The sequence below is a fragment of the Tardiphaga robiniae genome, from assembly GCF_013359755.1.
Taxonomy (GTDB): Bacteria; Pseudomonadota; Alphaproteobacteria; order Rhizobiales; family Xanthobacteraceae; genus Tardiphaga; species Tardiphaga robiniae.
In genome coordinates this window covers 30,587-56,970 of record NZ_JABMCJ010000084.1, presented here as the reverse complement: position 1 = coordinate 56,970, position 26,384 = coordinate 30,587, and the positions used below count along the sequence as shown (strand labels likewise).

Sequence of the window (26,384 nt, the reverse complement as noted above, 5' to 3'; positions counted from 1 at the left end):
TCACGCTGGCGCGCGGGCACCATGCGCGGCAACGGAGCGCGCATCGGTAGATGCGTCGAATGGACGCCGAGAATGAGCTTCGATTCAGGTATTCCGATGCCGAAAATCACGCAAAATCAGACGATTATACCTTTTCCGCCAGGCGAACATTAACCGCTTTCGAACGGCTAGCCGATAGAACTGAATCATAATGATGGAACTTATTTCTTGAATTGCGGGTCCGGATACCTCCTCGACATTGTGCAGTGAGTGTGTCTGGAGCCGTTCGGCTTTGAGCGCACGACCGAGGGGTCGGCGCGACAGGAGATCGCAATGCCGTTGTCCGCCTCCCAACCCAAACCCGGCCGTCGCCGGGGTCTCGGTCTTGGCCCGCGCATCATGTTGATGACGGTCTCCGGCATTCTCATCCTCGGCATCTGCATCACGTTGGTCGCCAAATATGTGCTCGAACAGGGCGCCGCCAAATCCGCGACGGAGCGGGTCGAGACCAACATGCGTGTCGCCTGGAACGTGCTGCGTGAGAGCGGCGACAAGTACAGTATCGCGGATGGCAAGCTGCTGGCGGACGGCAAGCCGCTGAACGGCAATTTCGCAGCGGTCGACAAGATCAAGACGCTGGTCGGCGGCACCGCAACGATCTTCATGAATGATACCCGCATCTCCACCAACGTGATGAAGCCGGATGGCACCCGTGCCATCGGCACGCAGCTGGCGAAAGGACCCGCCTATGACGCGGTCTTCAATGGCAAGACCGCGTTCCGTGGTGAAGTGGCTATCCTCGGCGAGCCGTATATGACCGTCTATGATCCGATCTTCGACGCCAGCCGCAACGTGATCGGCATTCTCTATGTGGGCATCAAGAAGGTCGAGTTTCTCGAAACCGCCAACGACACGCTCTGGACCATTATCTATGCGACGCTCGGCGTGATGCTGCTCGCCATCATTGTCAGCTATGTTGTGGCGCGCAGCAGCGTGGTGCGTCCGTTGAAGGCAAGCATCGCCACGATGAACAAGCTCGCTAAAGGAGACCTCACCGTCGACGTTCCGGCAAGCAAGCGCGCCGACGAGATCGGGGAGATCATGACGGCGCTGAGTGTATTCAAGGAGAACGGCCTCGAAGTCGAGCGCATGAAGGTCGCGCAGATCGCTACGGAAAGCCGCACGGCCGAACAGCGTAAGGCGGATATGATGAAGCTTGCCGCCGATTTCGAGGGCGCCGTCGGTCAGATCGTCGAGACCGTATCGTCTGCTTCGAAGGAACTGGAAGGTTCGGCCACCACATTGACGGCAACCTCGGAGCGCTCACAGGTTTTGGCGGTGGCTGTATCGGCGGCATCGGAAGAAGCCGCGACAAACGTGCAGTCGGTTGCATCCGCCACCGAGGAGATGTCGTCGTCCGTGCATGAGATTAGCCGTCAGGTGCAGGGCGCCGCGCGCATTGCCAGCGAGGCCGTTGCGCAGGCTAACAATACCAACAACCGCGTCAGCGAACTGGCGACGGCCGCGGCACGCATCGGCGATGTCGTCGAACTGATCAACAATATCGCGGGGCAGACCAATCTGCTGGCGCTCAACGCCACCATCGAAGCGGCGCGTGCCGGCGAAGCCGGTCGCGGCTTTGCGGTGGTTGCCGCCGAAGTGAAAGCGCTGGCCGAGCAGACCGCGAAGGCGACTGGCGAGATCAGCCAACAGGTCAGCGGCATCCAGAAGGCGACCGAGGATTCGGTCTCGGCCATCAAGGAGATCTCCATGACTATCGGTCAGATGTCGGAGATCGCGTCCGCCATCGCATCGGCCGTTGAAGAGCAGGGCGCCACCACACAGGAGATTTCGCGCAACGTGCAGCAGGCCGCAGCCGGCACGATGCAGGTGAGTTCGAACATCACCGACGTGCAGCGCGGCGTCGAAGAAGCAGGCTCGGCGTCATCGCAGGTTCTGTCCGCGGCACAGTCGCTGTCCAGCGAAAGCACGCGACTGAAGCAGGAGGTCGGCAACTTCCTGCGCTCGGTGCGCGCCGCGTAACTATCCACCGGGAAAGACAAGAATCGCGCGCGCGACGGCGCCACAACTATTTGCGGGCAGACATAACCGTCGCGCCTGGACTGCATCTTGCTGAGAAAAATACCCGCTGAATTTAGAACCATTAAAATCTGCGGCAGTGATGTCACACTGCCGCAGAATGCTTGTTGTTTGGAACGCTTCTATTGGCGATGACGCGGCCGTCCCTCTAACCCCGATCCATCACATGAGGGCATCCATCATCGAATATGTCGATGCGGATGAGATTTGGGGATCGCCTTGAACAACACCATTCGTCTGTCGCGTCTCGCGCTTCTGTCGTCGGTCTGCGCGCTCAGCGTCGTCACGCTCGATACGTCGCTGGCGCAGTCCAGTTCCACACAGACCGGGGCGCAGCCGCTGCCACCCGTGGTCGTCAATCAACCGCAGCAGCGTCGCCGCGCGGCCGCAGCGCCGAGCCGCACGCCGCGCGCCCGCACCGCCGTTGCGCCGCGTCCGGTGGCGCAGCCCTCGCGCAGCAACGTGTTCGTGGAAAGCCCGCGCGGTCCGATCCAGGGCTACGTTGCCAATCGTAGCTCGACGGGCACCAAGACCAATACGCCGATCAATGAAACGCCGCAGGCGATCTCGGTGATCGGTGCCGAGCAGATTAGAGATCAGAAGCCCACGAAGCTCGACGAGATTCTGCGTTACGCACCTGGTGTGGCGGCCGGCACCTTCGGCGCCGACTTCCGCAACGACTGGTTCCTAATCCGCGGCTTCAAGTCCGATGACAACAGCGTCTTCCTCGACGGCATGCAACTGTTCTACACGTCGTATGCGAGCTGGAAGCTGCAGCCGTTCAATATGGAGCGCGTCGAGATCCTGCGCGGTCCGTCGGCGATCCTGTATGGCGGCTCCAGCCCCAGCGGCCTCGTCAATGTCGTCAGCAAGATGCCGCAAGCCCAGCCGATCCGTTACGTCGAAACCGGCGTCGATAATTATGGCAACGCCTATTTCGGCTTCGACATTAATACGCCGATCAAGCTGGCGCCCGGCAATGGCGAACTCTACACCCGCATCGTCGGTCAGGTTCAGAACGGCGGCACCCAGACCGACTTCACGCCGAACAACAACTATTTCATCGCGCCGTCGCTGACATGGAAGCCGAACATCGACACGACGCTGACGGTGCTTGCCTCAGCCTCGTATAACGAGACGCGCCCGGAGAATTTTCTGCCTTACGTTGGCTCGGTGACGAATGCGCCGTTCGGGCGAATTTCCACCAGCTTCTATGGCGGCGATCCGAGCACCGATAGCTTCAAGCGAGAGCAGGAAATGCTTGGATATCAGTTCGAGCATCACATGTCGGACAACGTCACGTTCCGCCAGAACGCTCGCTATGCGCATGTCGACGTGAACTATACTGGCATCACTGTCGGAGACGGCGTGACGTTCGGCAACAGCTATGCGAACGCGGCGACCGGCGACCTGAAGCGCTACGGCTTCGCCACGCGCGGCATCGCAGACCAGGGAACGCTGGACAGTCAGGTGGAGTATCGGTTTGCGACTGGCATCCTGAGTCACACCGCGCTGTTCGGCCTCGACCTGAAGACCTATTCCATCAGCGATACGCAGGGCATGAACTCGGTCTATCCGAACATTAATGCGGTGAACCCGGTTTATTCGTCATTACCGCAGATCCGATCGTCGGCCGGTTTCGCCAACTACCGTGACGGAAACCAGACGCAGAATCAGCTTGGCGTGTATCTGCAGGACCAGATCAAGTTGGATCGTTTCACCCTCGTGCTCAGTGGTCGCAACGATTGGGTCAGTAATTCACGCTTCGATCAGGCCTTCGGCGCATCTTCGCTCAGCCGTGACGAGAGCAAGTTCAGTGGCCGTGCCGGCCTGATCTACAACTTCGACAACGGTCTTGCGCCATATGTCTCCTATGCGACCAGCTACAATCCGATCATCGGCGTCAACGCCGCGGGCCAATTGCTATTGTCGGAAACGGGTGAGCAGACCGAAGTCGGCGTCAAGTTCCAGCCACTCGGTATCAATGCCCAGTTCGGGGTCGCTTTGTTCGACCTCAAGCGCAAGAACGTCCCGACCACCAATCCGCTGTTCCCGCTGACGGCTCTTCAGACCGGCGAGGTCACTTCGCGGGGCATCGAACTGGAAGCCGTTGCGAATCTCGCGCCGGGCTTCAAGGTTGTGGGTTCGTTCACGAGCTACAATCTGTTCACGAGCGCGGATGCCAACCCTGCGCTGGTCGGTCTCGTGCCGACCAACACGCCGCGCCAGCTCGCTTCCGGCTGGGCTGACTACACGTTCCAGGATGGCGTTCTGCGCGGCTTTGGCTTCGGCGGCGGCGTGCGCTATGTCGGTTCCTCCTTCGCCGATCAGGCCAATACGCTCTCGGTTCCGTCGCGGGTTCTTGGCGATCTCGCCGTGCACTACGATTGGCAGAATTGGCGCTTTGCGGTTAACGCTGCGAACGTCACCGACGAGATCTACGTCGCGAACTGTTCGACTGCGAATGCCTGCTTCTATGGCGACCGGCGCCGCATCACGGGCAGCATCGGCTATAAGTGGTAGTGCGGCGGATGAGCGAGACGGCACGACAATAGGTCGCTGTACGTCACGCTCGCCACACGGTCGCCGCGTCAAAATGATCAGCCAATGTCGTCTCCGGCTTGCCGGGGACGACATTGGCTATTTCGGCCTGGTGAATAAAGAAGGATCGATCCCCTGAAAGCGCGTACGGCCCGCATCTGGTCGCTGATCCACAAATGGACCAGCCTTGTCTCCACCGTCTTTCTGCTGCTGCTGTGCCTCACCGGCCTGCCGTTGATCTTTCATCACGAGATCGACGAGGCGCTCGGCTATGCGCCGAAGATGGATGTGCATGTGCCGGGCGCGGCGAAGCTCAGTCTCGATGCCATCGGCCGCGCCGCGATCACGGATCATCCCGGCAGTGTGTTGCTCTATATGGCCTGGGACAATGACGAGCCCGGGATGGTCTCGACCTTCACCAACACGTCGGTGACCTCCGATCCGCAGACCACGGTGGTGAAGGCATTCGATGCCTATACGGCGAAGCCGGTGGGTCTGCTCGGCACCGGCCCGATGCTGGTGATGTTGCGGCTACATACCGACATGTATCTCGGTCTCCCCGGCAAGTGGTTTATGGGTGTCATGGGTTTCCTCTTCATGATCGCCATCATCTCCGGCGTGGTGCTGTACTGGCCGTTCACCCGCCGGCTGAATTTCGCGGCGATCCGCAAACAGAAATCGCGCCGGGTGTTGTGGCTCGACTGGCACAATCTGCTCGGCGTGGTCACCATCGTCTGGGCGCTGGTGGTCGGCGGCACCGGTATCATCAACGCCTATGCCGAAGTCATGCTCGGCATCTGGCAGCGTAATGAGCTGGCGGCCATGGCCGCACCCTATGCCGGCAAGCCGACACCGGCGCAGCTCGCCTCGCTGGACAAGGTCGTCGGCAATGCCATGAAGACGACGCCCGGCATGGATCCAGCCTTCATCGCATTCCCCGGCACGCCGTTCACATCGACGCATCACTTCGCCGTCTTTCTGCGCGGCGATACCCCGCTGACGTCGCGGCTGGTGAAGCCGGTGCTGCTCGATGGCGAGACCGGCGAGGTGTCCGACACCAGCGAGCTGCCGACCTATCTGAAAGCCGTACTCGTCTCGCAGCCGCTGCATTTCGGCGACTATGGCGGCATGCCGCTGAAGATCATCTGGGCACTGCTCACAGTCTTCACGATCATCGTGCTCGGCAGCGGGCTGTATCTGTGGACGGTGAAGCGCAGCAAGGTTAGGCGCGGGGCGCGGCTGTCTGCCGGCGCGACGGCAGCGATCGGGCCATCGTCGTGAGCGAGGTGCCGCAGCACAGAGCTAGCTGGTGGCGCGTGTTCGGTGCGCCGATCGTCATTGGCGTCTTATCGCTGGCAGGCTTGTTGTCGGCGCTGCTCGCGGGCGATCCCGGCCGCTATTTTGCGTGGTTCGGCGTCGGGCTGCCGATTGCGATTGCGGCATGGGCGTATTGCCGGAAGTGACTGAGAAAGCGTGGCGGATCAGCGAAGCGCAATCCGCCACGTCTCCGACATCGTAACGCCTGCGACGGATTACGCCTTCGGCCAATCTGTTATTGGCCTATGAGGCTACCAGCGCCGATCCCAGTTATTGTTCCAGCCGTTGTTCCATCCATTGTCCCAACCGTCCTGCTGACCGCGTATCGCGCGGCTCTGGCCGCGGCGCTGGTCGCCATAGGCCAACATCGGGTTCTGCATGCAGTCGCCGCGCTGGCCGCTCACGGTGGCCATGCACTGGTTATAGGAGGTGAACGTACAGCTCGGATTGAAGCCGGTGGCCGAGGTGCGCGAGCACCATGGATATTCGCGGGCCATGGAGGGCGTGGCGCCCATCACGACCAGAAGTGCAGTTGCTGCCAGGATTGAGCGCATGTCGATTCTCCCTTGAGGTCTGAAATCGATAATGCGCAGCTTACATGGCCGTTCCCGCCCGCGACAGCGCATCATGATCACAGCACCCTGCCGGGGCTTCAAACCGCGGTGATGCGCATCAGTCCGTCAGTGTGGCCGCCATCGCATCCAGCGCTGCCCGTGCTGCCTCCGGCGCAATCTCGATCTGCAGCCCGCGCTGGCCGCCATTGAGATAGACCGTATTTTCGGACAATGCCGCCTGTTCCATCGCGACGGGCACGCGCTTCTTCTGTCCGAACGGGCTGATACCGCCGACGTGATAGCCAGTCATGCGTTCGGCATCGGCCGGGCGCATCATCTTCGCGCTCTTGCCGCGAAAGGCCGCGGCCAGCTTCTTCATGCTGACCTCCTTGTCGGAGGGCACCACGACGCAGACCGGCTTGCCATCCACCTCGGCCATCAGCGTCTTCAGCATGCGTTGCGGCGCAATGCCGAGCGCCTCCGCCGCCTGCAGGCCGATGCTCTCGGCATTCGGATCATACTCGTAGGTATGCAGAGTGAACGCGGCGCCGAGCTTGCTCAGCGTCTGCGTGGCGTGGGTGGTTTTCGACATGGAGTGCTCAAGCAGTGGTGACTCAGACGACCTCGGACACGGGCTGCATGTCGATAGCAAAACTTTCGAGGAATTTCGAGGTCATGATGTAGAAGCCGACCGAGAGCTGCAATTCCACCAGCGCGCCGGGTGTCAGCTTGGCTGCGATTGCCTTGAAGGTCGCGTCGGTTGGGCGATGCAGCGCGACGATCTCATCGGTGAAGGCCAGAGCCGCCCGCTGCACGTCGGTGAAGCAGCTCGCTGTCTGCCAGTCCTCCAGCGCGGCGTTCTGCTCCTCGGTGACGCCCACATAGCCGCCGATGCGCTTGTGCGCGGCGACTTCATACGGCGCCTCGCAGAGAATGCCGGTGCGGGTGATGGCCAGTTCGCGGATCACGGGATCGAGCTCGCCCTTGTTGCGGATGGCGCCGCCGAGCCGGCAATATTGTTCGAGGTAGCTGGGCGAATGCGCCATCATGCGGAAGATGTTGGCATTGCGGTTCTTGCCGAGGATCTCGCGGGTGCGTTCGCTGGCTGTGGCGGGATCGCTGTAGTCGATGCGGGCCATGGGTCCTCCCTTGAGATCGCCGTCGCGCCCTCCTGATGGGGCGCGTTCGGGCGAGTGGCCGTGCCGTTGTAGCCGGGAAGGGATAGCTCTGCCAGATCGCGATCGTCAGGCCTGCGTGTCGTATTCAACATTGCAGGCGCTTGTGCATAGTGGTCAAAGGGGGGCCCGTCATTCTGGCGGGGCCATGCGCCGGTCTCGATTCAATGACAAAAAGAGAAGACCCAAGGAACCTTTCGAGCGACGTTGCACCTCGCAAGACAGGTATTCGACTGTTCGTCCCCATCCTGGCGGGGGCACGGCTTGGCGAGCGCATGATTGCTTGCCTGGGTGCACTGCTGGGCATCGTGCTCACGGGACTGATCTGCCGATCTGTGCTGGGCGACAGCTCCAGCCTGCCGCTGATCGTGGCGCCGCTGGGCGCTTCCGCTGTGCTCCTGTTTGCGGTTCCCACGAGTCCGCTGGCCCAGCCATGGGCGATCATCGGCGGTAACACCATCTCGGCTCTGATCGGCGTTGCTGTCGCGCATCTCATTCCCGACCAGATTCTGGCGATCGGCTTCGGCGTATCACTCGCCATCGCCGCGATGTCCTTTGCGCGCTGCCTGCATCCGCCCGGCGGCGCCACGGCGCTGACGGCGATCATCGGCGGGCCTGTCGTGACCGCGTCGGGATATCTGTTTCCATTCGTGCCCGTTGGCCTGAACTCGGTGCTTCTGGTCGGGCTCGGCTATCTGTTCCACAAGATCTCGCGGCGGACCTATCCTCACAGGGCGCCGGTGCCATCAGCAAATCCGCATCAGACGTCGGACATCAGCCCGGAGCTCAGGGTCGGCTTTCGCGCCGAGGATATCGACAAGGCGCTGGAAGCGCTCAGCGAGACTTTCGATATCAGCCCCGACGATCTCGAAACGCTGCTGCGGCAGGTCGAACTGCAAGCCATGCTGCGTTCGCACGGCACGATCCTGTGCGGAGACATCATGTCGCGCGATGTCGTCACGGTCGGATTGCGGGATAGTGCCGAACTGGCTCGCTCGCGGCTGCTCCTGCACAATGTCCGCACGCTTCCCGTCCTGGGCAAGCAGGGACAGCTCGTCGGAACGGTCGGCCTCCGCGAGCTGATGAAAGAATCGGGCGATGTCGGAAAATCCATGTCGCCCGCAGCGACGGCGACGATGCAGACGCCCGCGGTGACCTTGCTGCCGACGCTGACCGATGGACGAACACACGCCGTCATCATCGTCGATCAGGACCGCATGATTCAGGGGCTGATCACCCAGACCGATTTGCTCAGCGCCGTCGCGAAGCTTGTTCCTGTTGCCGTGTAGGTGATCGCGCACCTGCAAGTCCGCGGGCGGAATGAAGCTGCAATTCGGTTGAACAATCTGTAGCTGGAGATATGGTCCTCGCGCAGCGTTAAAACTCACAGCGAGGCTGTCATGCGATCTTCACGAATTCCCGTTCTGAAGTTTGTGCTCGGCCTGGGCATGTTCGCCGTCGCGTTTTGCAGTGCGGGCGTCATCGCAGAGGAGGGACGGGCCGTCGTGTGGCCGACCCAGGGCTGGCAGACATCGACGCCGGAAGAGCAGGGCGTCGATTCGGCAGCGCTCGCCGCACTGCTGGAGCTCGGAAGCCGCAACGATTTCGATAGCCTGCTGATCGTGCGTCATGGCAAGATCGTTCTGGATGCCTATTACGCGCCTTACACTGCCGATCTGCCGCACGTGGTCAATTCCGTCACCAAGGCCGTCATCGGCACGCTGACATCGATGGCGTTGCAGGATGGTCTCCTGAAGGGCACGGACCAGCGGATGCTGGCATTCTTCGGCGAGCGCAGTGCTGCTAACCTTGATGACAACAAGAAGGCGATCACGCTTCAAAGTCTGTTGGACATGACGTCCGGACTGGCGCGGGACGGCCGGGCCGGTGTCAACCGTTCATTGGAGTCGACGGCCGGCATGGAGCGGAGCCGGGACTGGATCCAGTACATTCTCGATCGTCCGATGGCTGCTTCGCCGGGAGACGGCTTCAATTACGATAGTGGAAATGCACATCTACTATCGGCCATCCTTGCCAAAGTGACCGGCATGAGTGCGGAGGATTACGCGAAAGCGAAGCTGTTCGGTCCGTTGGGCATCACGGCGTGGAAATGGCGGCGCGATCCGCAGGGCATCTCGACCGGCGGATACGGCCTGGCGCTGCATCCGCGCGACATGGCGAAATTCGGCTATCTGTATCTGCACAACGGGACGTGGGAGGGCAAACCGCTGGTGTCGCCGGCTTGGATCGACAGAGTGAGCCACGCCACGGTGGACATGAAGCTCTCCTTTGCGCCGGAGTTTCGCTATTCGAACTTCTTCTGGGCGCGACCTGACCGCAATGTCTATTGGGCGAGCGGGCTGCACTGTCAGCTTGTGATGGTCTATCCAGCACTGGACCTCGTTGCTGTGACGACCGGCCGAGACAATTGCCCGGTGACCGACATCGTGGACGCCATCCCAAAGGCTGTCAGGTCCGAGACGGCAATACAGCCGGACCCTGCCGGCACTGCGCGACTCGCAAGCGTTGTTCGCGCCATTTCAACCGAGGCACAGGTGGAAGTTAAGGAAGCACCTCCGATTGCCTCCGCGGTATCAGGCAAGACCTACACCTTTTCGCCTAATCCTCTCGGTGTGAAGTCGCTGACGCTGACATTCGTGGACTCCCATCCGCACTATGATTTCGAAATCTATAGTCGCGATCCCACGAGAGGGGCTGAGAAGATCAGTGGCCCTCTCGGGCTCGACGGACGGTATCGCAGAGGGACGCCAACGGCATTTGGGGTTATTACCGTAAAGGGGAGGTGGCTGGACGAACATGCGTTCGAAATCGAGCGCAGGACCCTCGGCGAGGACGGCCGCATACGGACATGGACGCTGTCATTCGATGGCGACAAGGTCAGTCTTCGCGGCAAGAACTATGAAGGTGTCGATGTCGCAATCGACGGACAGTCGGGCGGGTGATCGCCGAAAGGCACGGGAAGTCCCGAGACCTCCTATGCGGTCTTGCAGCGTCAGGCTGGCATGATGCCTGGCGTCCGGCGTGGCCATTTGGCGATAACTTCGGGTGCCACGTTGAGGTGTTGCGCGACGAGAGCCGGTGGCGTGTGCGTTAGCCAGTCGGACAGCGACACTTCCTCGTAATGCGCCGCGCGGAACACCTCGATGAATTGCAGGTCGGTGTCGCCAGTGTTCTCGATATAGTGGCCGAAGTTGCGTTTGACGTAGCCGACATCGCCCGGCGTGAAGTCGATGGTGGTGGCGTTCGGGCCGGAATTGAACAGGGTCATCCGCGCGCGGCCCGCGAGATAATACTGCCACTCGTCGGCATTCGGATGCCAGTGCATCTCGCGCATGCCGCCGGGCTTCACCGTCACCAGCGCCACCGCGATCGTCGCTGAAGCGGTGAAGTTGCTGGTGTCGGCAATCCGGATCTCGCCGTTGCGTGTCGATTTGACCGGCTTGGACGATCCCAGCGAATAGGTGAACGGATAGAGCGCAACATCCGCATCGCGATAGGACGAGGCCTGATCGGTCGCGAGCGAACCGGGAACCGTGCCCTGGAAGATCCAGAGATTTTGCAGCGGGATTTTCGCGAAGCTTTCGACCGGCACGCCGAAATTCTTGGCGAGGATTTCCGGCGGCGTATGCGCGATCCAGTCCGACAGCAGCAGCGTATTGAACTCGTTGGCCTGGCCGTCATCGAAGCAGATCACGAATTCGCAGCCATCGGGGCCGAGGCCCTGCAGCGAATGCGGCGCGCCGGAGGGGAAGTACCAGAGATCGCCCGCGCTGACGTCGGCAACATAAGGCCGGCCCTGATTGTCGAGCACGGTCACCCGGCACGAGCCGTAAGTCATGATCGCCCATTCGCCCGCCTGGTGCCAATGCATCTCGCGGATGCCACCGGCGGTGAGCCGCATATTGACGCCGGAGATCGTGGTCGAGATCGCAAAGTCTGCTTGCGTCACCTGCCGTGCCCAGCCGCCATTCTGGATGCGCCGCGGCGCATTGTTGAACGTGGCCCATGGCAGCGCCATGCCCCCGATATCGGTCGCCGGTGGCAATTGCGAGGATGGGAACTGGCCGGCGATGATGGGATTTTGCGGGCCGGGATCGCTCAGATTGTTCGGCCCTTTGGCATTGACCGCGCCCTGCGGCGGCAGATCCGGATTGCCGAATGTGGCGGCCTGTGCCGATGCTGCGGCCGTCATCACGATGCCCGATGCTGTGGCTGCCATGAGATCTCTCCGTGAGAACATGGGACGTCCTCCTGTTGCGACGCAGATCTGCGTCATGATTGTCGGATCGATGAAAGCGGTGCGCGCCGGGTATCCCGACGCGCGCTGTCAGGGAGAAAGAAACAGCTCTACTTCTTGACGCCCGCCGCAGCGAGGATCAGGTCGGCGACTTCCTTGGGATGCGAAACCAGCGAGAGGTGGCCGGCATTGAGTTCGATCGTCGTCGCATTCATGCGCTTGGCGAGGAAACGTTCGAGATCGGGATTGATCGTCTTGTCCTCTTTCGACACGGCATAGAATGACGGCTTGTCATGCCACGCGGCTGCAGTGGTGCGGCCTGCGAAGATCGATGCGGCGGTCGAGCCCTGCACGGCATAGAGCACTTCGGCCTGCTTGCGCGGAACGCCATTGGCGAAATATTTCAGGAACGAGTCTTCGGAGAGCTGGGTGTAGCCATCATGGGTCTGGATTCCGGCGCGCACCTCGCCCGTCGGAAATTTGCCGGACAGCGCCACGAAATCCTCATTGGCGTCCGGCGCACGGGCCGCGACATAGACCAGCGCCGAGACCTTCGGGTCGGTGCCGACGTCGCTGATTACCGTGCCGCCCCAGGAATGCGCGACGAGGACGGTCGGGCCATCCTGCAGCGCCAATGCGCGGCGCGTCGCGGCATTGGAGTCGTCCAGCGAGCTCAGTGGATTCTGCACGGCCGTCACATGGAGTCCTGCCTTCTGCAACAGCGGAATGACTCCGGCCCAGCTCGATCCGTCGGCCCAGGCGCCGTGCACCAGAACCACGTTCTTTGCCTTTACGGGCGCTGCGGTTGCAGCCTGCGCCATCGGCGCCGTTAGCACGCACATGGCCACTGTCAGCATCGCACGCAGAGTCGTCTTGGAAAGGGAGTTCATCAACATGGTATCACCATTCGGTTGCCCGGCGATTGTTTCGGCCGGAGGGACAAGGGAAGCATGGATGTTGCACTTGACGAGTTCGCGCCGGTCAGCTCGAACGGGAGCGGATCGGCATGACATTATTTGGTCTATGGGATGGCAAGGCCGCGGTGAATCGGACGGTGGTGTGCAGCCGGCATACCTAGGTTTATGGCTACGAATACGCAGGGCCCGCGCCGACTGTTACGTCGGCGAACCCAGCGGTAACGGAATGGTGAGGGCTACAGCATGATCGACTATGTCACCGTGGATGTGTTCACGGACCAGCGTTTCGGCGGCAACCCGCTGGCGGTCGTTCCGGATGCGCGTGGCATCGACGATACGCTGCTGCAGAAGATCGCCACCGAGTTCAACTATTCAGAAACGACCTTCGTGTTTCCCCCGGATGATCCCGCGCATACCGCACGCGTTCGCATTTTCACGCCGACTGATGAGATTCCGTTCGCCGGTCATCCCAATGTCGGCACTGCCTTCGTGCTTGGCCGTCAGGGCACGGCCTTCGGCAAGCCTGTCGGCGATCGCATGGTGTTCGAAGAGAAGGCGGGCCTCGTCCATCTCGATCTGTTGCGCGATGGTGGGGAGGTCATCGGCGCCGGCTTTGTCGCGCCGCAATCCGTTCAGATCGGTGACGAAGTCGATGTAGCGACGCTGGCCGGCTGCATCTCGCTGCCGGCGGATGCGGTCGTGTCACACACGCATCCGCCGCGCATCGTCTCCGTCGGCCTGCCTTTCGCTGTCGCTGAACTGTCGGGTCTCGATGCACTGGCCTCCGCGCGTCCGAATACATCGGCCTTTGAGGTAGCGGGAAAGACATACTGGCACCGCGACGATCGCTTCTCGGCCTTCATCTATGTCCGCACCGGCGACGGCATCGATCATTTGCGCGCCCGCATGTTCGCGCCGCTCAGCAACGTGCCCGAAGATCCCGCCACCGGCAGCGCCTCGGCGGCGCTCGCGGCCTATCTCGTCACGCTCGACCCGCGCCGCGATGCGGTCTGTGGCATCACCATCGAGCAGGGCGTTGAGATGGGGCGCCGCAGCCTCATTGAGGTCGAGGTGCGGAAGCGTGATGGACATGTCGAGAGCGTTCGCATTTCCGGCCGTTGCGTGCCGGTGATGCAGGGCCGTATCGACGTGTAGCGTGAGGGCCACTACGGCATGTTGCCTGCTTCGTTGCCGGTGACCTCGATGTAGTGTGATGTGCCGCCAGATCGATCGCCCGTCAGCCAGGACCAATTGAAATCGATGGTCAGAAGGCCATCATGATTTCGGGCTATCCGCCCGGACGATTGGCCGCTGAGAAGCTGGCCGTCGGTGGTCAGACATTGAAACAGCAATTCGATCGTGTCCGGGCTGGTACTTTTCCCTGCGATCTGTCCGACAGAGATGTGACCGCCTTTATAGCCGCCGGTTACAGTTGCTCCATCGCTTGAGTATTGGAACGTCGTTGCGGCAGTCGACAGGCCTTCCGCATTGCCGGTCGTGACAAAGCTGCGTCCGTCCAATTGTTCGACGAGCGTCTTTGCGGTTTCATCGGAACTGTTGTTATCCATGCGCACCTCGCTATCTGTTGACATAACTTCACGCCCCGTCCGGCAGATCTCTCACGCGCCACAGGGCCAGCGACTTGTCGGCATAGTCGCCGGCAGCTTCCGTGCAGCCTTCGTTGATCACGGCTAAGGGAGCAGGAAACAGGAACGGTGCGTGCTGCAGATTGAGTACGCGCCAGTCACCGTCCTCGATATCGCGATTGGCTGATGCGTCGGGAAATGTCGTGGTCAGCAGCCAGTGGGTACCGGAGCGTTTCAGATTGGCGATGGCGCGGTGGATGTTGGCGAATGACAGATGCACAAGGCAGTCGCGGCACAACACCAGATCGACAGCGGGCAGGGTATCGCTGACGAGATCGAGGCGGGCAAAATGGATATAGCCTGCATTGCCATAGTGCGCGGCATTGGCTGCCACGATATCCGCAACGATATCGGCGCCGAGATAGCGGATACCACCGAGGTCCATCTGCGCCATCCAGGTGAAATCGCCGCAGGGCAGATCGAGGATGGATTGCACCCGTAATCGTCGCAGCAATTGCGTGAGGTCGCGGCGGAGTGACGTTGTTGCGTCGAGTTCGGAGCCGAGGCCGGATTGCGATTTTTCAGCGCCCCACAGATTGGTGCGATAGATCAGCTCGAAACGCGTGGTGAGATCGAGCCCGTCGAATTCGCAGCGTCGCTCGGCGAAGCGAAGTTCGGCCAGAACCGGTGTGCGTCGCCTCGATCTGTCCATTCGTGTGCCCGCTGCAGCAACGGTAAATCAGAGTTCCACAGCCAGCTTCGATCTGAAGTTCACCGTTGTAAATGCTCGTTAAACACGCTCTGGAATCATTGTTCTTGTAATTCGGCTGAAATCATCTATATTGCAGTTATTCGAATATATGCTCTGGCTTGTTGACCGCGCCGTAATCGGCTCCATTCCCCAAGACATCGTTGAAATCGGATCGGGCTCACGCGATGTCGCGTAGGGCTCGCGCATTCGCACATCTTGGAGAATAGTTATGGCAGTCGGTACAGTTAAGTGGTTCAACGCGACCAAGGGTTTCGGTTTCATTCAGCCTGATGACGGCGGCCAGGATGTGTTCGTTCACATCAGTGCAGTCGAGCGCGCTGGATTGGGTTCGCTCAATGAAGGCCAGAAGGTTTCTTTCGAAGCCAAGGCTGACAAGATGCGCGGCAAGACCAGCGCGGAAGATCTCCGCGCGATCTGAGCTTGAAGGTCCTGAAATTTCCACGGATGTACTGGGATTTCTCGACCAACAAGTTTTGCCTCGTCTGATAGATTTTGAATGACTGAAGCCCGTCGGTGATCATCATCGGCGGGCTTCATGCTATACGCATGATCATACGTCCGATTTCAGCGTCCCATATGAGGATCGATCAAGATGATTGAACGTCTGGATACGCTCAAGGCGGCGCGTATGCGCATGATCGAGGAACGTGATGCGCACGCAAAAGTGCTGGCGGCGCCCTTCAATCGCGATAATGCGGAACGGGCTCGCATGAAGTTTGTCGAGATTCAGAACGTGGTCGACGCCATCGATCGCGCCATCACCGGTGAGCAACCCGTCCAGTAGCGCCGGCTCTAGCCGATCAGCGCGCGTAGTTCCGCGATCATCTTCGTCGTCTCGAACGGCTTGCCGAAGAAGCGGCTGTCGTCGGGCAGATCGTTCTTGGCGACCTGCAAATGGCCGGAAACGATCACGATCTTGATCGGTGGCCAGCGGTTGCGTACCGCGTGGGCCAGCTTCAACCCGTCCATGCTTCCAGGCATCTGTACGTCGGTGAACAGCAGAACGATGTCGTCGCGCGTTTCCAGAATTCGCACGGCCTCGTCGGCATTGTTGGCCTCAATGGCGAAGAACCCGGCTTCCTCGACGATGTCGGCCGCGTGAATGCGGAGCAGAGGCTCATCCTCGACGATGAGGACGGCGGGCCGCTGCATGTCACGTGCATTGAGTTCTTGGAGTGATGCCATAAAAATTGGTGTCACCTTTCGTCGGGCACCGAAGCCAGATCGCTCAATCTGGTTTCGAACCGACATGTGAGCCCTTCGGGCAAGAATTCGATTTTGACGGAACTGCCGAAGTCGGCAGACAGCGTACCTTCGATCAGTCGTGAGCCAAATCCACGTCGCGTCGGCGGCGCCACGACGGGGCCGCCGGATTCGCGCCACGCGAAACCTAACGCCGGCCCGTCGCTGCCGGTGTGACAAGCCCAGTCGATATCTATCGTTCCGTCCGGAACGGATAATGCACCATACTTTGTGGCATTGGTTGCGAGTTCATGCAGCGCGAGCGCCAGCGACAGCGCCTGCTTGGCCGTCAGTTCCACCTCGGGGCCCGAGACGCGAATGCGCTTTTCGCCCGTTCGATGCGGCGCGAGCGCGCCAGCGATCACCGTGGGCATCGACGCGCTGGTCCAGCTCGATTGCGTGAGGATGTCATGCGCCTGGTTGAGCGCGGCCAGACGCGCATCGAAGATTGTGCGCGCATCTTCCTTGGTCGCGGCAGTCCGGAACGTCTGACTGGCGATGGCGCCGACCATCGCCATGGTGTTCTTCATGCGGTGCTCGAGTTCGCGCGTCAGCATTTGCTGTTGCGCTTCGGCGCGCTTCAGCTTGCCGATATCGCGAATGGTTCCAATGAAGCGACTGACTTCGCCGTTTTCGAATTCCGCACGGCCCTTGGCCGAGCACCAGCGCTCGATGCCGTCATCGAGGCCGATGGTGCGGTATTCGATGTCATAGGCCTGCGGTCCGTCCAGCTTCATGGCGTTCAGGCACGCCTTCTCAGTGACGTCGCGATCGTCGGGATGAAGCCCTTGCAGGAAGACGTCGAACGAGATCGGCTTGCCGAAGGTGAGGCCGAACAATTCGTAGCAGCGCCGGTCCCATTGCAGCACGCCGGTACGCGGGTCGAGATCCCAGGTTCCAGTGTCGGCGGCGTCGAGTGCAAGTCGTAGCTGGCTTTCGCTGGCCTGTAGCGCGACATCCACGGCACGCGATGCAGTGATATCGCGCGACACCGAAAGCAGCTGATGCGGTTTTCCATCGGGGCCGGGAATGGCGGTGACGGTGACATCCCACCATTTCGGCGTGCCGGCCATTGTGGCGGCGAAACCCTGGAAGTGTCCGGTACGCCCAAGCTGAGCGGCTCTTACAGCCGCCTTGGCGTCGATATTGCCCTGATCCTGCCAGAAGTCCGGCCATGGGCAGCCCTTGATCGCATCGAAATCCGTGACCTCCATGATGCGCTGGCCGCCGTCGGTCATAAAGATGAGGTTGCCGTCGAAATCGAGAACCTTGATGCAGTCGCCCGATGCTTCGAGCAAACTTCGCAAGAATGAATTGGCGTCCTGAATAGGTCCTAACGATTGATCCACGAATACCCGGGAGCTGCGGCTCCGATCGCAAAAATACGCTGCAATGAAATACGGCCGCAAACAGATACGGTTGCGGATTTACGCTAACAGGTCTTCGAGCAAACGTGCCAGACCAGACCGGGTTCCGGCTCAATCGCGGCGATGCCGCGTGCGTCGATTTACGCTGAGGTCGATATAGCCTCCGCCGCGCTGCCGTCGTGCCAGAGCCACGCGCTGACCGCGCCGCTGCGGCCGCGGATCTGGACTTCGGTCGGGCCGCTCAGCGCCCCCGTTGCGCGCACCGCACAATCAGCCCCCGCGGCGCGCAGCAGGTCGTCGCTCAGGGCCACCTTGGCGCCGTGGCTCGCGGCGACCTCCATGAGCCGGCTGGCGACATTGACGGTATCGCCGGTCGCGGTGATGTGCTGGTAGCTGGCGCCGCCGAGACGCGATGCGACGATATCGCCGAAATGTGCGCCGATCTTGAATCCGATCTGGCTGGCGATCTCAGGCGGAAGGCCGGCGATCCATGTGCCGGTGCGCGTCGTCAGTTCGATACAGCAGCGCACGGCACGGGCGGCATCGTCATCGGCGACCACAGGCAATCCGAACAGGATCATCGCGCCGTCGCCCATGAAGGTTGTCACCACACCGCCATGGGCGAGGGTCACCTGATCGATCATGGCGTGGAAGGACTTCAGCAATTCGCGCACCGCATCTGCGTCGCGTGTCTCACTGAGTGCGGTGAAGCGCGAGATATCGATGAAGATGACGGCGGCATGCTGATGCACCGGCTGCAACAGATAGTCCGGATCCTTGATCAGCCATTCGCGCAGGCCCGGCGCCTGGAATTGGCGCAGCAGGTCGCTGCGGGCGGCGAAACGCTGCACGCTGCGCCGGCTGCTCCAGATCTGCAGCGCGCCGAACGCCATGGCCGGCGGCACAGCCGCAGCCAGCGGCAATGCAGCGCTCATCCAGATGCCATGGGCATAGGCGACGGTGTTGATCACGGCCCACAATGCGACGACGGCGACAATCGCAATGAGGCCGACGGCATTGCGCCGCCAGGCGAGCAGGGCGATGCACAGCATCGCCAAGACGATCGCAAAGCCGGCATCGAACAGCCGGATGGATGTATTGCGCAGCAAGGTGTCCTTGGCGAGCAGATGCGTGATCGCGGTGGACACGACCTCGACGCCGGGCATCACCGGATCGAATGGCGTGGAGAAGAAATCGCCGCCGCCGCTGACGGTGACGCCGATGGCGACGACGCGGTCCTCGACATCGGCGCGGCGCAGTTTGCCCGCCAGAACCTCCGATGCGCTGATCGTCCTGATCGTGCCGCGCGGCCCATAGAAAGACATCGGCAACAAATGGCCGACATCGGTCGGGACATGGGTGCCGGCGAGGGAGAAATTGTACTCGCCAATCTGAGCATCGTCGCGCGAGGCGGCGGATGCGACGCGCAGCGGCATCGACACCATCACGCGGTCGGCCGAGCGCATCAGCATCGGCATCGAGCGCGGTACGCCGCTGCTATCGGTGTTGAGATTGACCACGCCGACCGTGGCCTGATCGGCGAAGACTTTCAGCGGCAGCAGAAATCCCGATGCCACGGGCAGGTCCGCGAGCGGACCGGCCTCCTTGGTGGCCACGGTCTGTTTGGACTCGCTGAACAGCGCCGCCGCGGCGACGACGGTGTTGGTCTTGCCGATCGCCAGCGCCAGTGCGGCATCGCTTTCCGCTGCGCCGGCATCGACCAGCAGCAGATCGAGTGCGAGCACTTTCGGTTTGTAGCGTGTGATCTCCTCGATGATTGTCGTCAGCGTGGCGCGGGGCAGCGGATAGCTGCCTTGTTCGCGTGCGACCCGATCGTCGATGGCGATGATGGTGACGAGATCGGGCGGTTTCTTCACGCCGCGGATCTGGATGCGCAGGTCGGTCAGCGTCGCCTCTAACCGGTCGAGAAAGCCGACATCGCCGCGGTTGTGACCAAAGGCCAGTGCTGCCGCCCACACGCCCGCAAGGACCATGGCGAGCGGTGTCTGCAATCTGCTGGCCTTCATCATCGTCGCGTATCCAGGCCTCTTTAACGTCCAAGCCTTGCTAACGACCAAGCCTTGCCATCAATGCGGCGACGCGCGGCGCGGGCCAACGCTTGATGTCGAGTGGTGTCGCTGATGCATCGACATCGACGCCTTCACCGGGGCCGAGGCTCACGCTGCCGGGGCCGGTCACACGCCTGACGCCGACACGACCGGTCTCGACGAAGACGGAGGTCTTGCTGCCCTCGGCGTCCACCGCCCATTTGGTGCCACGCACGGCGGCGATTGCTTGCGGTGTCATCACCTCGAAGGTTTTGCCGGCCTTCTGTTTGGGGGCCTCGATGAAAATGGCCTTGCTTTGCAGGTCGACGCCGTCGACACGGCCGTTGCGGTCGCGGTCGAGCAGCGTGAAACGCGCGCCGTTTTCAGCAATGATCGTCACGCCGCCGCAGTGCAGGGTTTGTGGGCCGCCGGTCGGCTGGCTCGATGTACAGCCGGGGCCGGCCTGCTGCGCCGATGCAGCACTGCCATACAGGCACGCCGCAGCGACAGTGGCCGCCGCCAGCCTGATTGAATGGGTCATGTTGGTTACTCCTGAACGCCACATCGGTAAGGCGGGCGGCGGGGGATTCCGTTCAACGTCAGCGGGCGAGCGGCGTGATTAACGCTCGGAGGTACCCATATAGGGCGACGCCGCGGCACAACGAGGGCAGATCCAACCGGTACGGCCGATCTCACGACCATGTGAGATTGAGAGGCATTCTCAGTAATCGGGCCGCGAGCGCTGCCGCAATCTCGCCACATCGCCCCGGATTTTCAGGGGATATCAAAGGTTTGCATGAGGCCAACGAGGCCATTTTCGGGGCGTTCGTGCTTGTTTTCCCCCCGCGCTTCCTTTATTCCCGTTTTGCATCGCAGACAGCGTCCTGGAAGACTTGGGTAACCAAGATCATTGGCCGCGTTTAGGCGGATGCCTGGGCGTGATCCGGCAAACGGCAGACCGTTTTCCGCGCTGATCACGCTTCGACGCGTGTATTTTCAGAGGACTAGCGCCAAATGGCCAATGTTGTCGTCGTCGGCGCCCAGTGGGGCGACGAGGGTAAGGGCAAGATCGTTGACTGGTTGTCGGATCAGGCTGATGTCGTCGCCCGCTATCAGGGCGGCCACAATGCCGGTCATACGCTGGTCATCAATGGCCAGACCTACAAGCTGGCGCTGCTGCCGTCCGGCGTTGTGCGCCAGTCCAAGCTCTCGGTGATCGGCAATGGCGTGGTGTTCGACCCGCAGGCCTTTGTCGATGAAGTTGCTAAGCTCCGCGGCCAGGGCGTCGATGTTGGCCCGCACAATCTGCGCGTTGCCGAAAACGTCACGCTGATCCTGCCGCTGCACCGCGAGCTCGATGCGCTGCGCGAGAATGCCAACAAGGCCACCGCCATTGGCACCACCCAGCGCGGCATCGGCCCGGCCTATGAAGACAAGGTCGGCCGCCGTGCCATCCGTCTGATGGATCTCGCCGATCTCGCCACGCTGCCACACAAGGTCGATCGCCTGCTGACGCATCACAATGCACTGCGCCGCGGCCTCGGCCTCGCAGAATTCAACACGGCTGACATCGTGAAGGAGCTCTCCGCATTCGCGCCGGTGCTGCTGCCCTACGCTGAGGCCGTCTGGCGGCTGCTCGACAGCAAGCGCCGCGAAGGCAAGCGCATCCTGTTCGAGGGCGCGCAGGGCGCGTTGCTCGATGTTGATCACGGCACCTATCCCTATGTCACCTCGTCCAACACCGTGGCAGCGCAGGCGGCGACCGGCACCGGCATGGGCCCGGGCGCGGTCGGCTATGTGCTCGGCATCTGCAAGGCCTACACCACGCGCGTCGGCCAGGGTCCATTCCCGACCGAACTGCTCAACGAGATCGGCGAAGAGATCGGCCGCCGCGGCAAGGAATTCGGCGTTAACACCGGGCGCAAGCGCCGCTGCGGCTGGTTCGATGCGGTGCTGGTGCGACAGACTGTCCGCACCTGCGGCATCAATGGTCTGGCGCTGACCAAGCTCGACATCCTCGACGGCTTCGACACCATCGAGGTTTGCGTCGGCTACAAGCTCGACGGCAAGGAAATCGACTATCTGCCGGCCGGTGAAGGCGCCCAGGCCCGGATCGAGCCGATCTACGAGACCATCGAAGGCTGGAAAGAGCCGACCGCGAACGCCCGCTCCTGGGCCGATCTGCCGGCGCAGGCGATTAAATACGTGCGCCGGATCGAGGAACTGGTGGGCTGTCCGATTGCTTTGCTTTCCACGAGCCCGGAACGCGAAGATACTATTCTGGTGCAAAACCCGTTCGAGGCTTAACGGACTGTTACCGGATAGCCTCCAAATTGATGCACCCGCAACATTGAGTCGAGATGGCTGATTACTACCCGTTGATCGCCCGTGCCATCGCCGGACTGGACCCCAGTGCTCCCGGTGAGCAGCGGCGCGCGCTCTATGAGCGCGCCCGCACGGCTCTGATTGCCCAGTTGCGCAGTGTCGAGCCGCCGCTCAGCGAGTCAGAGATCACTAGGGAGCGGCTGTCGCTCGAAGAGGCCGTCCGCAAGGTCGAATCCGAAGCGGCCCAGCGCGCTCGCGATGCGTCGCGGCCTGCGGGGGCTGGAACGACGGGCGACGGCAAGCCGCGCGCCGGCGATGCTTTCCGCAATGCCGGGCCGCGTGCCGGTGCCACGCCGGCCGAGCCGTCGCCGCGCGGCCGCCAGCCGATTGCGCCGACGCCGGCGTCTCCCCGCGTGCCGGAAGAGCCGCGCCAGCCACGCACCTTGCGCGTCGATCCGCCACCGATTCCGAAGCAGCAGTCCCCCAATGCCGGCGCGCAGGATCCGAACGGTCCACCAACCCGCGAACGATCAGGCACGCCGCGCCGCTTCGAAAACAATCCGGCGGCACCCCCGCCGGCCCGCAACGACCGCGGCGACCAGGGCGATGCCGCGATGCGCGGTTTCCGCGACGTCACCGCCGATGTCGACGATCTCGGCCGCGCCGCCGCCCAGGCCAACCGCGCGGCGCGCAAGACCTACGCCAACGTGCCGTCGCCGACGCCGGAATTCGATCGTCTCGAACCCAGCATGGAAGCGCGGAGCGAGGCGTTCGGCTACGACGAAACGGCTTACGACGACCAGGACGGCGACGAGTCGCAGGTGCCGCCGTCGCGCATCAAGGATTCCAAGGGCAAGAAGGCGAAGCCGCCCAAGCCTCCGAAGCCGAAGCGCGTCAGCGGCGGTTTCCCGTTCAAGACCGCGCTTCTCATCGGCATCGTGATGATCCTGATCGGCGCCGTGATCCTGGGATGGCCGACGATCAACAAGATGGTGCGCGGTTTCGCCGGCGGTTCGGCGCCCGTCGTCACCGACAACAAGGATGCGCCGCTGGCGCCGCGGCCGAAGATCGCCGATCGCGTTGGTCAGCCGTCGTCGTCGGATCAGATCGCGCCCGTCGCGCAGCGCGTCGTTCTGTATGACGAGGATCCGGCTGAACCGAAGGGCCGGCAATATGTCGGCACGGTGGTCTGGCGCACCGAGCAGATCAAGGGCACCGGCGGCAAGCCTGGTGACATCGCCGTGCGCGCGGACATCGAGATTCCGGAACGCAAGTTCAAGATGACCATGTCGTTCCGCCGCAACACCGACACGTCGCTGCCTGCCAGCCACACGGCCGAACTCACTTTCGTGCTGCCGCCCGATTTCGCCGGCGGCGGCATCGCCAATGTTCCGGGCGTGCTGATGAAGTCGAACGAGCAGGCACGGGGCACGCCGCTGGCCGGCCTCGCGGTCAAGGTCACCGACGGCTTCTTCCTGGTCGGTCTCAGCAATGTCGAAAGCGATCGCGCGCGCAACCTGCAGCTCCTGAAGGAGCGGTCATGGTTCGATATCCCGCTGGTCTATGCCAATCAGCGCCGCGCCATCATCGCCATCGAGAAGGGCTCGCCCGGCGAGCGTGCCTTCAACGACGCCTTCGCGGCCTGGGGCGAGTAACAGATCAAGCGCGCTGGTCAGCCGCTCGTGATCTGCACCGATCTCTCCACGTCATGCCCGGCCTTGAGCCGGGCATCCACGTCTTGAGCCGTGCCAAAGGAAGGCGTGGATGGCCGGGACAAGCCCGGCCATGACGAATGAGAGTGCATTGCCTGGACCAACAAATCGATGTTGAGGCTACGGTTACTTGCCCTCAAAGCTATCCGCCTGCGCCGCTCCGTCGTTTCACGTCATTCCTGCAGCCAGAACTGCTTCAGCAGAGGTTTCGCAGGCGCGCGCTCACCATCGCGCTGTCAGGCTGCCGAGAACGGTGCGCCCCTGTGTGAAGGTGCAAGTGCCGCCGTTGCAGATCGGAACACGCTCGTCCGACAGATTGCGCGCATTCACGGCCAGGCGCATGCCGCGATAATCGTAATGCACACCCGCATCGAACGCTGTGATCGCAGAATTTCTGATCGTATTGATGTCGTCAGCCCAGGTCTGGCCGATCCAGCGTGCGCCGGCGCCGACACCGAAGCCCGCGATCGGACCGCTCTGCCAGGTGTAGTCGAGGAAAATCGCCGCCTGCTGGGTGGGCACGCCGATCGGCACCTTGCCGAGATCGGCCCCGTTGCTGCGAGTCACGGTGGCGTCAGTATAGCTATAGGACGCGACACCCTTGAGTCCCTCTGCCAGAGACAGCACCGCCTCCAGTTCGGTTCCGCGTGAGCGGATCTGGCCGGTCTGCACCGAGTACGGCGAACCGAAGACCGGATCGGTGGTCAGGACGTTGTCCTTGGTCAGGTTGAACCAGGTCGCCGTGAAGTAGCTGTTCCAGCCAAGCGGCTGATACTTGATGCCGGCCTCAAAGGATTCGCCTGTGGTCGGCGCAAACGGCGTGCCGCCGCGCGTCGTGCCGGTCTGCGGCAGGAACGATGTCGCGTAGTTGACGTAAGGCGCGAGCCCGTTGTCGAACAGATACAGCAATCCTGCGCGGCCTGTGAACTTGCTTGGGTCGCTCGTGGTGGTCACGCCTGACAGGTCGTTATGGTCCGAGAGCTCGGCAAAGTCCTGCCGGCCGCCGATGGTCAGCCGCCAGCCGCCCAGTGCCATCTGGTCCTGCGCGTAAAGTCCGAGCTGACCGAGAGTCTGGCTGTTGGCGCCTAGAAGCGACAAGGGCAATGTCGGCGCCGAAGTGCTATAAACAGGATTTGTCAGGTCGAGCGACGGACCGGCGCCCGCATAGGAGCCAAAGGTCGTTCCCTGCCGGAAGTAATCGACTCCGGCCAGGACCGTATGCTTGATCGGGCCGGTCGCCAACCTGGCTTGGACCTGATTGTCGATATTGAAGGTGTTCAGGCTTTCCTTGAAGGTTGCCGCGTAGCGGTTCAACGTGCGGCCGTCGGGCGCGAGACTGAGCGCATCGACCATGTTGCCTTCGAACGACACGTGCCCGAGCCGGACGTTCTGCCGGAACGTCACAGCCTCATTGAAGCGATGTTCGAGCCTGTAGCCGACCGAGGCCTGCGACTGCGTGAGCGCATCGAATGACGGATCGCCGAGACGAATATTGGTCACCACGCCCGTCGCCGGGTTGCGCAAATAATACGGCCACATCGACGTCTTGCTGCGCTCGTATTCGGCCAGCACCGTGAGCGTCGTGTCTTCGCCCAGCTTTGCGGTTAAGCTCGGCGCCAGAAACACGCGATCGTCCCAGGTGCCGGGAATCTGCGTGCCGCTGTCACGCACCAGGCCGGTGAAGCGATAGAGCAGCTTGTCGTTGTCGAGCGTCGGCCCGCTGAAATCGAAACGGCCCTGATAGCGATTGAAATTGCCGATATCGAGCCCGGCTTCGTTGAGCCGCTTCTCAAGCGGCATCTTGCTGACATAGTTCACCATGCCGCCGGCTTCGTTGGCGCCGTATAGCACCGAGGACGGACCGCGCATCACTTCGAGACGCTCGGCACCGTAGGGTTCGTTGCGGAAATAGGCGAAGGAGCCGTTACCCTGCCGCAGGCCGTCGCGGTAGTTGCCGTATTGGTTAGCTGCAAATCCGCGGATCAGGAACTGGTCATAGCGGGCATCGTAGCCATAGGGCTGGGTTTGCACGCCCGCCGTATAGGCTAGCGCCTCACCGACGGTTCGCGCGCCCTGGTCGCGCATCTGCTCCGGCGTCACCACCGAAATCGACTGCGGCGTCTCGATCAGAGGCGTATCTGTTTTGGTGCCCGTGGCACTTCGCGTGGCCACATAGCCTTGAACGGGGCCCCATGCGGATTCCGTTGCGCGGGCGCCCGGCACATTGCTCGGAGTGACTGTTCCCTGACGCGTGGCTGTGCGCGCCGCCCGTGCGGCGGTGCGCGACGCGCTGCTGCGCGCAGTGTTCTTGGGTTTGGCGCGCCGGTCTGCGCTGCCTTGAACGATGACGGGATCCAGCTGCGTGGCGCGCGCTGAAGGCGTCTCCGTGCCGGTGGCTTGCGCAAGCATTTGTGCGCTTGCTTGCGCTGACAGGCCCATCAACAAGACAATAGAACTCGCTGCACCAAGACACATTGCCTTGGTGACTTTT

23 protein-coding genes are annotated in these 26,384 nt (G+C 62.1%); 11 read left to right on the top strand and 12 right to left on the bottom strand.

Going from position 1 to position 26,384, the window contains the following annotated elements:
* The first annotated feature begins 312 nt into the window (after positions 1–312).
* The 4 genes from HP556_RS15000 (at position 313) to HP556_RS14985 (ending at position 6,083) form a co-directional block, all read left to right on the top strand.
* Complete coding sequence (locus HP556_RS15000; protein WP_246297728.1) at positions 313–2,022, top strand: methyl-accepting chemotaxis protein; 1,710 nt, start codon at positions 313–315, stop codon at positions 2,020–2,022.
* Positions 2,023–2,298: 276 nt separating this feature from the next.
* Positions 2,299–4,602 carry a TonB-dependent siderophore receptor gene (locus tag HP556_RS14995; protein WP_246297726.1) on the top strand — a complete coding sequence of 768 codons (2,304 nt, stop codon included), beginning with the start codon at positions 2,299–2,301 and terminating at the stop codon, positions 4,600–4,602.
* Positions 4,603–4,746: 144 nt separating this feature from the next.
* Positions 4,747–5,901 (top strand): PepSY-associated TM helix domain-containing protein, encoded by a 1,155-nt coding sequence (locus tag HP556_RS14990; RefSeq protein WP_338117574.1) that lies wholly within the window; start codon positions 4,747–4,749, stop codon positions 5,899–5,901.
* Positions 5,898–6,083 (top strand): hypothetical protein, encoded by a 186-nt coding sequence (locus HP556_RS14985; RefSeq protein ID WP_120288642.1) that lies wholly within the window; start codon positions 5,898–5,900, stop codon positions 6,081–6,083. The genes HP556_RS14990 and HP556_RS14985 overlap by 4 nt, the downstream gene beginning before the upstream one ends.
* A gap of 105 nt (positions 6,084–6,188) precedes the next feature.
* Here the strand turns inward: HP556_RS14985 and HP556_RS14980 are convergent, their stop codons facing one another.
* From HP556_RS14980 to HP556_RS14970, 3 genes are all read right to left on the bottom strand, one after another.
* Positions 6,189–6,491 carry a DUF3551 domain-containing protein gene (locus tag HP556_RS14980; RefSeq protein ID WP_175367561.1) on the bottom strand — a complete coding sequence of 101 codons (303 nt, stop codon included), beginning with the start codon at positions 6,489–6,491 and terminating at the stop codon, positions 6,189–6,191.
* 118 nt (positions 6,492–6,609) lie between these two features.
* Positions 6,610–7,083: a Cys-tRNA(Pro) deacylase gene (gene ybaK / locus HP556_RS14975; protein WP_120288644.1), complete on the bottom strand. Its 474-nt coding sequence runs from the start codon at positions 7,081–7,083 to the stop codon at positions 6,610–6,612.
* A 22-nt stretch (positions 7,084–7,105) separates the two neighbouring features.
* The gene (locus HP556_RS14970) at positions 7,106–7,630 is read right to left on the bottom strand and encodes a carboxymuconolactone decarboxylase family protein (protein ID WP_120288645.1); all 525 of its coding nucleotides are present in this window, start codon (positions 7,628–7,630) and stop codon (positions 7,106–7,108) included.
* A 203-nt stretch (positions 7,631–7,833) separates the two neighbouring features.
* On the opposite strand from HP556_RS14970, the gene HP556_RS14965 reads away from it, so the two are divergent.
* Both HP556_RS14965 and HP556_RS14960 read left to right on the top strand, forming a co-directional pair.
* Entirely contained in the window at positions 7,834–8,955 is a 1,122-nt protein-coding gene (locus HP556_RS14965) for an HPP family protein (protein ID WP_175367560.1), read from the top strand.
* A gap of 111 nt (positions 8,956–9,066) precedes the next feature.
* The gene (locus HP556_RS14960) at positions 9,067–10,629 is read left to right on the top strand and encodes a serine hydrolase domain-containing protein (protein WP_175367559.1); all 1,563 of its coding nucleotides are present in this window, start codon (positions 9,067–9,069) and stop codon (positions 10,627–10,629) included.
* A 50-nt stretch (positions 10,630–10,679) separates the two neighbouring features.
* Here the strand turns inward: HP556_RS14960 and HP556_RS14955 are convergent, their stop codons facing one another.
* Both HP556_RS14955 and HP556_RS14950 read right to left on the bottom strand, forming a co-directional pair.
* Positions 10,680–11,927: a cupin domain-containing protein gene (locus HP556_RS14955; RefSeq protein WP_175367558.1), complete on the bottom strand. Its 1,248-nt coding sequence runs from the start codon at positions 11,925–11,927 to the stop codon at positions 10,680–10,682.
* Between the two features lie 107 nt (positions 11,928–12,034).
* Entirely contained in the window at positions 12,035–12,814 is a 780-nt protein-coding gene (locus HP556_RS14950) for an alpha/beta fold hydrolase (protein WP_420878668.1), read from the bottom strand.
* Positions 12,815–13,084: 270 nt separating this feature from the next.
* Here HP556_RS14950 and HP556_RS14945 point away from each other — a divergent pair, with 270 nt between their 5' ends.
* The gene (locus HP556_RS14945; protein ID WP_175367557.1) at positions 13,085–13,996 is read left to right on the top strand and encodes a PhzF family phenazine biosynthesis protein; all 912 of its coding nucleotides are present in this window, start codon (positions 13,085–13,087) and stop codon (positions 13,994–13,996) included.
* An 11-nt stretch (positions 13,997–14,007) separates the two neighbouring features.
* On the opposite strand, the gene HP556_RS14940 is transcribed toward HP556_RS14945, so the two are convergent.
* Positions 14,008–14,409: an avidin-fold protein gene (locus HP556_RS14940; protein ID WP_210269199.1), complete on the bottom strand. Its 402-nt coding sequence runs from the start codon at positions 14,407–14,409 to the stop codon at positions 14,008–14,010.
* A gap of 28 nt (positions 14,410–14,437) precedes the next feature.
* Complete coding sequence (locus HP556_RS14935; RefSeq protein ID WP_175367556.1) at positions 14,438–15,139, bottom strand: class I SAM-dependent methyltransferase; 702 nt, start codon at positions 15,137–15,139, stop codon at positions 14,438–14,440.
* A 268-nt stretch (positions 15,140–15,407) separates the two neighbouring features.
* Here HP556_RS14935 and HP556_RS14930 point away from each other — a divergent pair, with 268 nt between their 5' ends.
* Together HP556_RS14930 and HP556_RS14925 are read left to right on the top strand one after the other, a co-directional pair.
* Complete coding sequence (locus HP556_RS14930; RefSeq protein ID WP_068731259.1) at positions 15,408–15,617, top strand: cold-shock protein; 210 nt, start codon at positions 15,408–15,410, stop codon at positions 15,615–15,617.
* A gap of 174 nt (positions 15,618–15,791) precedes the next feature.
* On the top strand, positions 15,792–15,983 hold the full coding sequence (locus HP556_RS14925) for a hypothetical protein (RefSeq protein ID WP_175367555.1): 192 nt from the start codon (positions 15,792–15,794) through the stop codon (positions 15,981–15,983).
* Positions 15,984–15,991: 8 nt separating this feature from the next.
* Here the strand turns inward: HP556_RS14925 and HP556_RS14920 are convergent, their stop codons facing one another.
* The 4 genes from HP556_RS14920 to HP556_RS14905 all read right to left on the bottom strand — a co-directional run bounded on the left by HP556_RS14920 (position 15,992) and on the right by HP556_RS14905 (position 20,397).
* Complete coding sequence (locus tag HP556_RS14920; RefSeq protein WP_231077883.1) at positions 15,992–16,384, bottom strand: response regulator; 393 nt, start codon at positions 16,382–16,384, stop codon at positions 15,992–15,994.
* A gap of 11 nt (positions 16,385–16,395) precedes the next feature.
* Positions 16,396–17,748, bottom strand: a complete 1,353-nt coding sequence (locus HP556_RS14915; RefSeq protein ID WP_175367554.1) for an HWE histidine kinase domain-containing protein — start codon at positions 17,746–17,748, stop codon at positions 16,396–16,398.
* 200 nt (positions 17,749–17,948) lie between these two features.
* A complete protein-coding gene (locus HP556_RS14910; protein WP_338117572.1) occupies positions 17,949–19,838 on the bottom strand; it encodes a CHASE2 domain-containing protein in 1,890 nt (629 codons plus the stop codon).
* 37 nt (positions 19,839–19,875) lie between these two features.
* Complete coding sequence (locus tag HP556_RS14905; protein WP_175367553.1) at positions 19,876–20,397, bottom strand: FecR domain-containing protein; 522 nt, start codon at positions 20,395–20,397, stop codon at positions 19,876–19,878.
* Between the two features lie 473 nt (positions 20,398–20,870).
* Here HP556_RS14905 and HP556_RS14900 point away from each other — a divergent pair, with 473 nt between their 5' ends.
* Together HP556_RS14900 and HP556_RS14895 are read left to right on the top strand one after the other, a co-directional pair.
* The gene (locus tag HP556_RS14900; RefSeq protein ID WP_089261652.1) at positions 20,871–22,163 is read left to right on the top strand and encodes an adenylosuccinate synthase; all 1,293 of its coding nucleotides are present in this window, start codon (positions 20,871–20,873) and stop codon (positions 22,161–22,163) included.
* A 53-nt stretch (positions 22,164–22,216) separates the two neighbouring features.
* A complete protein-coding gene (locus tag HP556_RS14895; RefSeq protein WP_175367552.1) occupies positions 22,217–23,836 on the top strand; it encodes a hypothetical protein in 1,620 nt (539 codons plus the stop codon).
* Positions 23,837–24,115: 279 nt separating this feature from the next.
* Here the strand turns inward: HP556_RS14895 and HP556_RS14890 are convergent, their stop codons facing one another.
* Positions 24,116–26,302, bottom strand: coding sequence for a TonB-dependent siderophore receptor (locus tag HP556_RS14890; protein WP_175367551.1), 2,187 nt, complete (start codon positions 26,300–26,302; stop codon positions 24,116–24,118).
* Between the last annotated feature and the right edge of the window lie 82 nt (positions 26,303–26,384).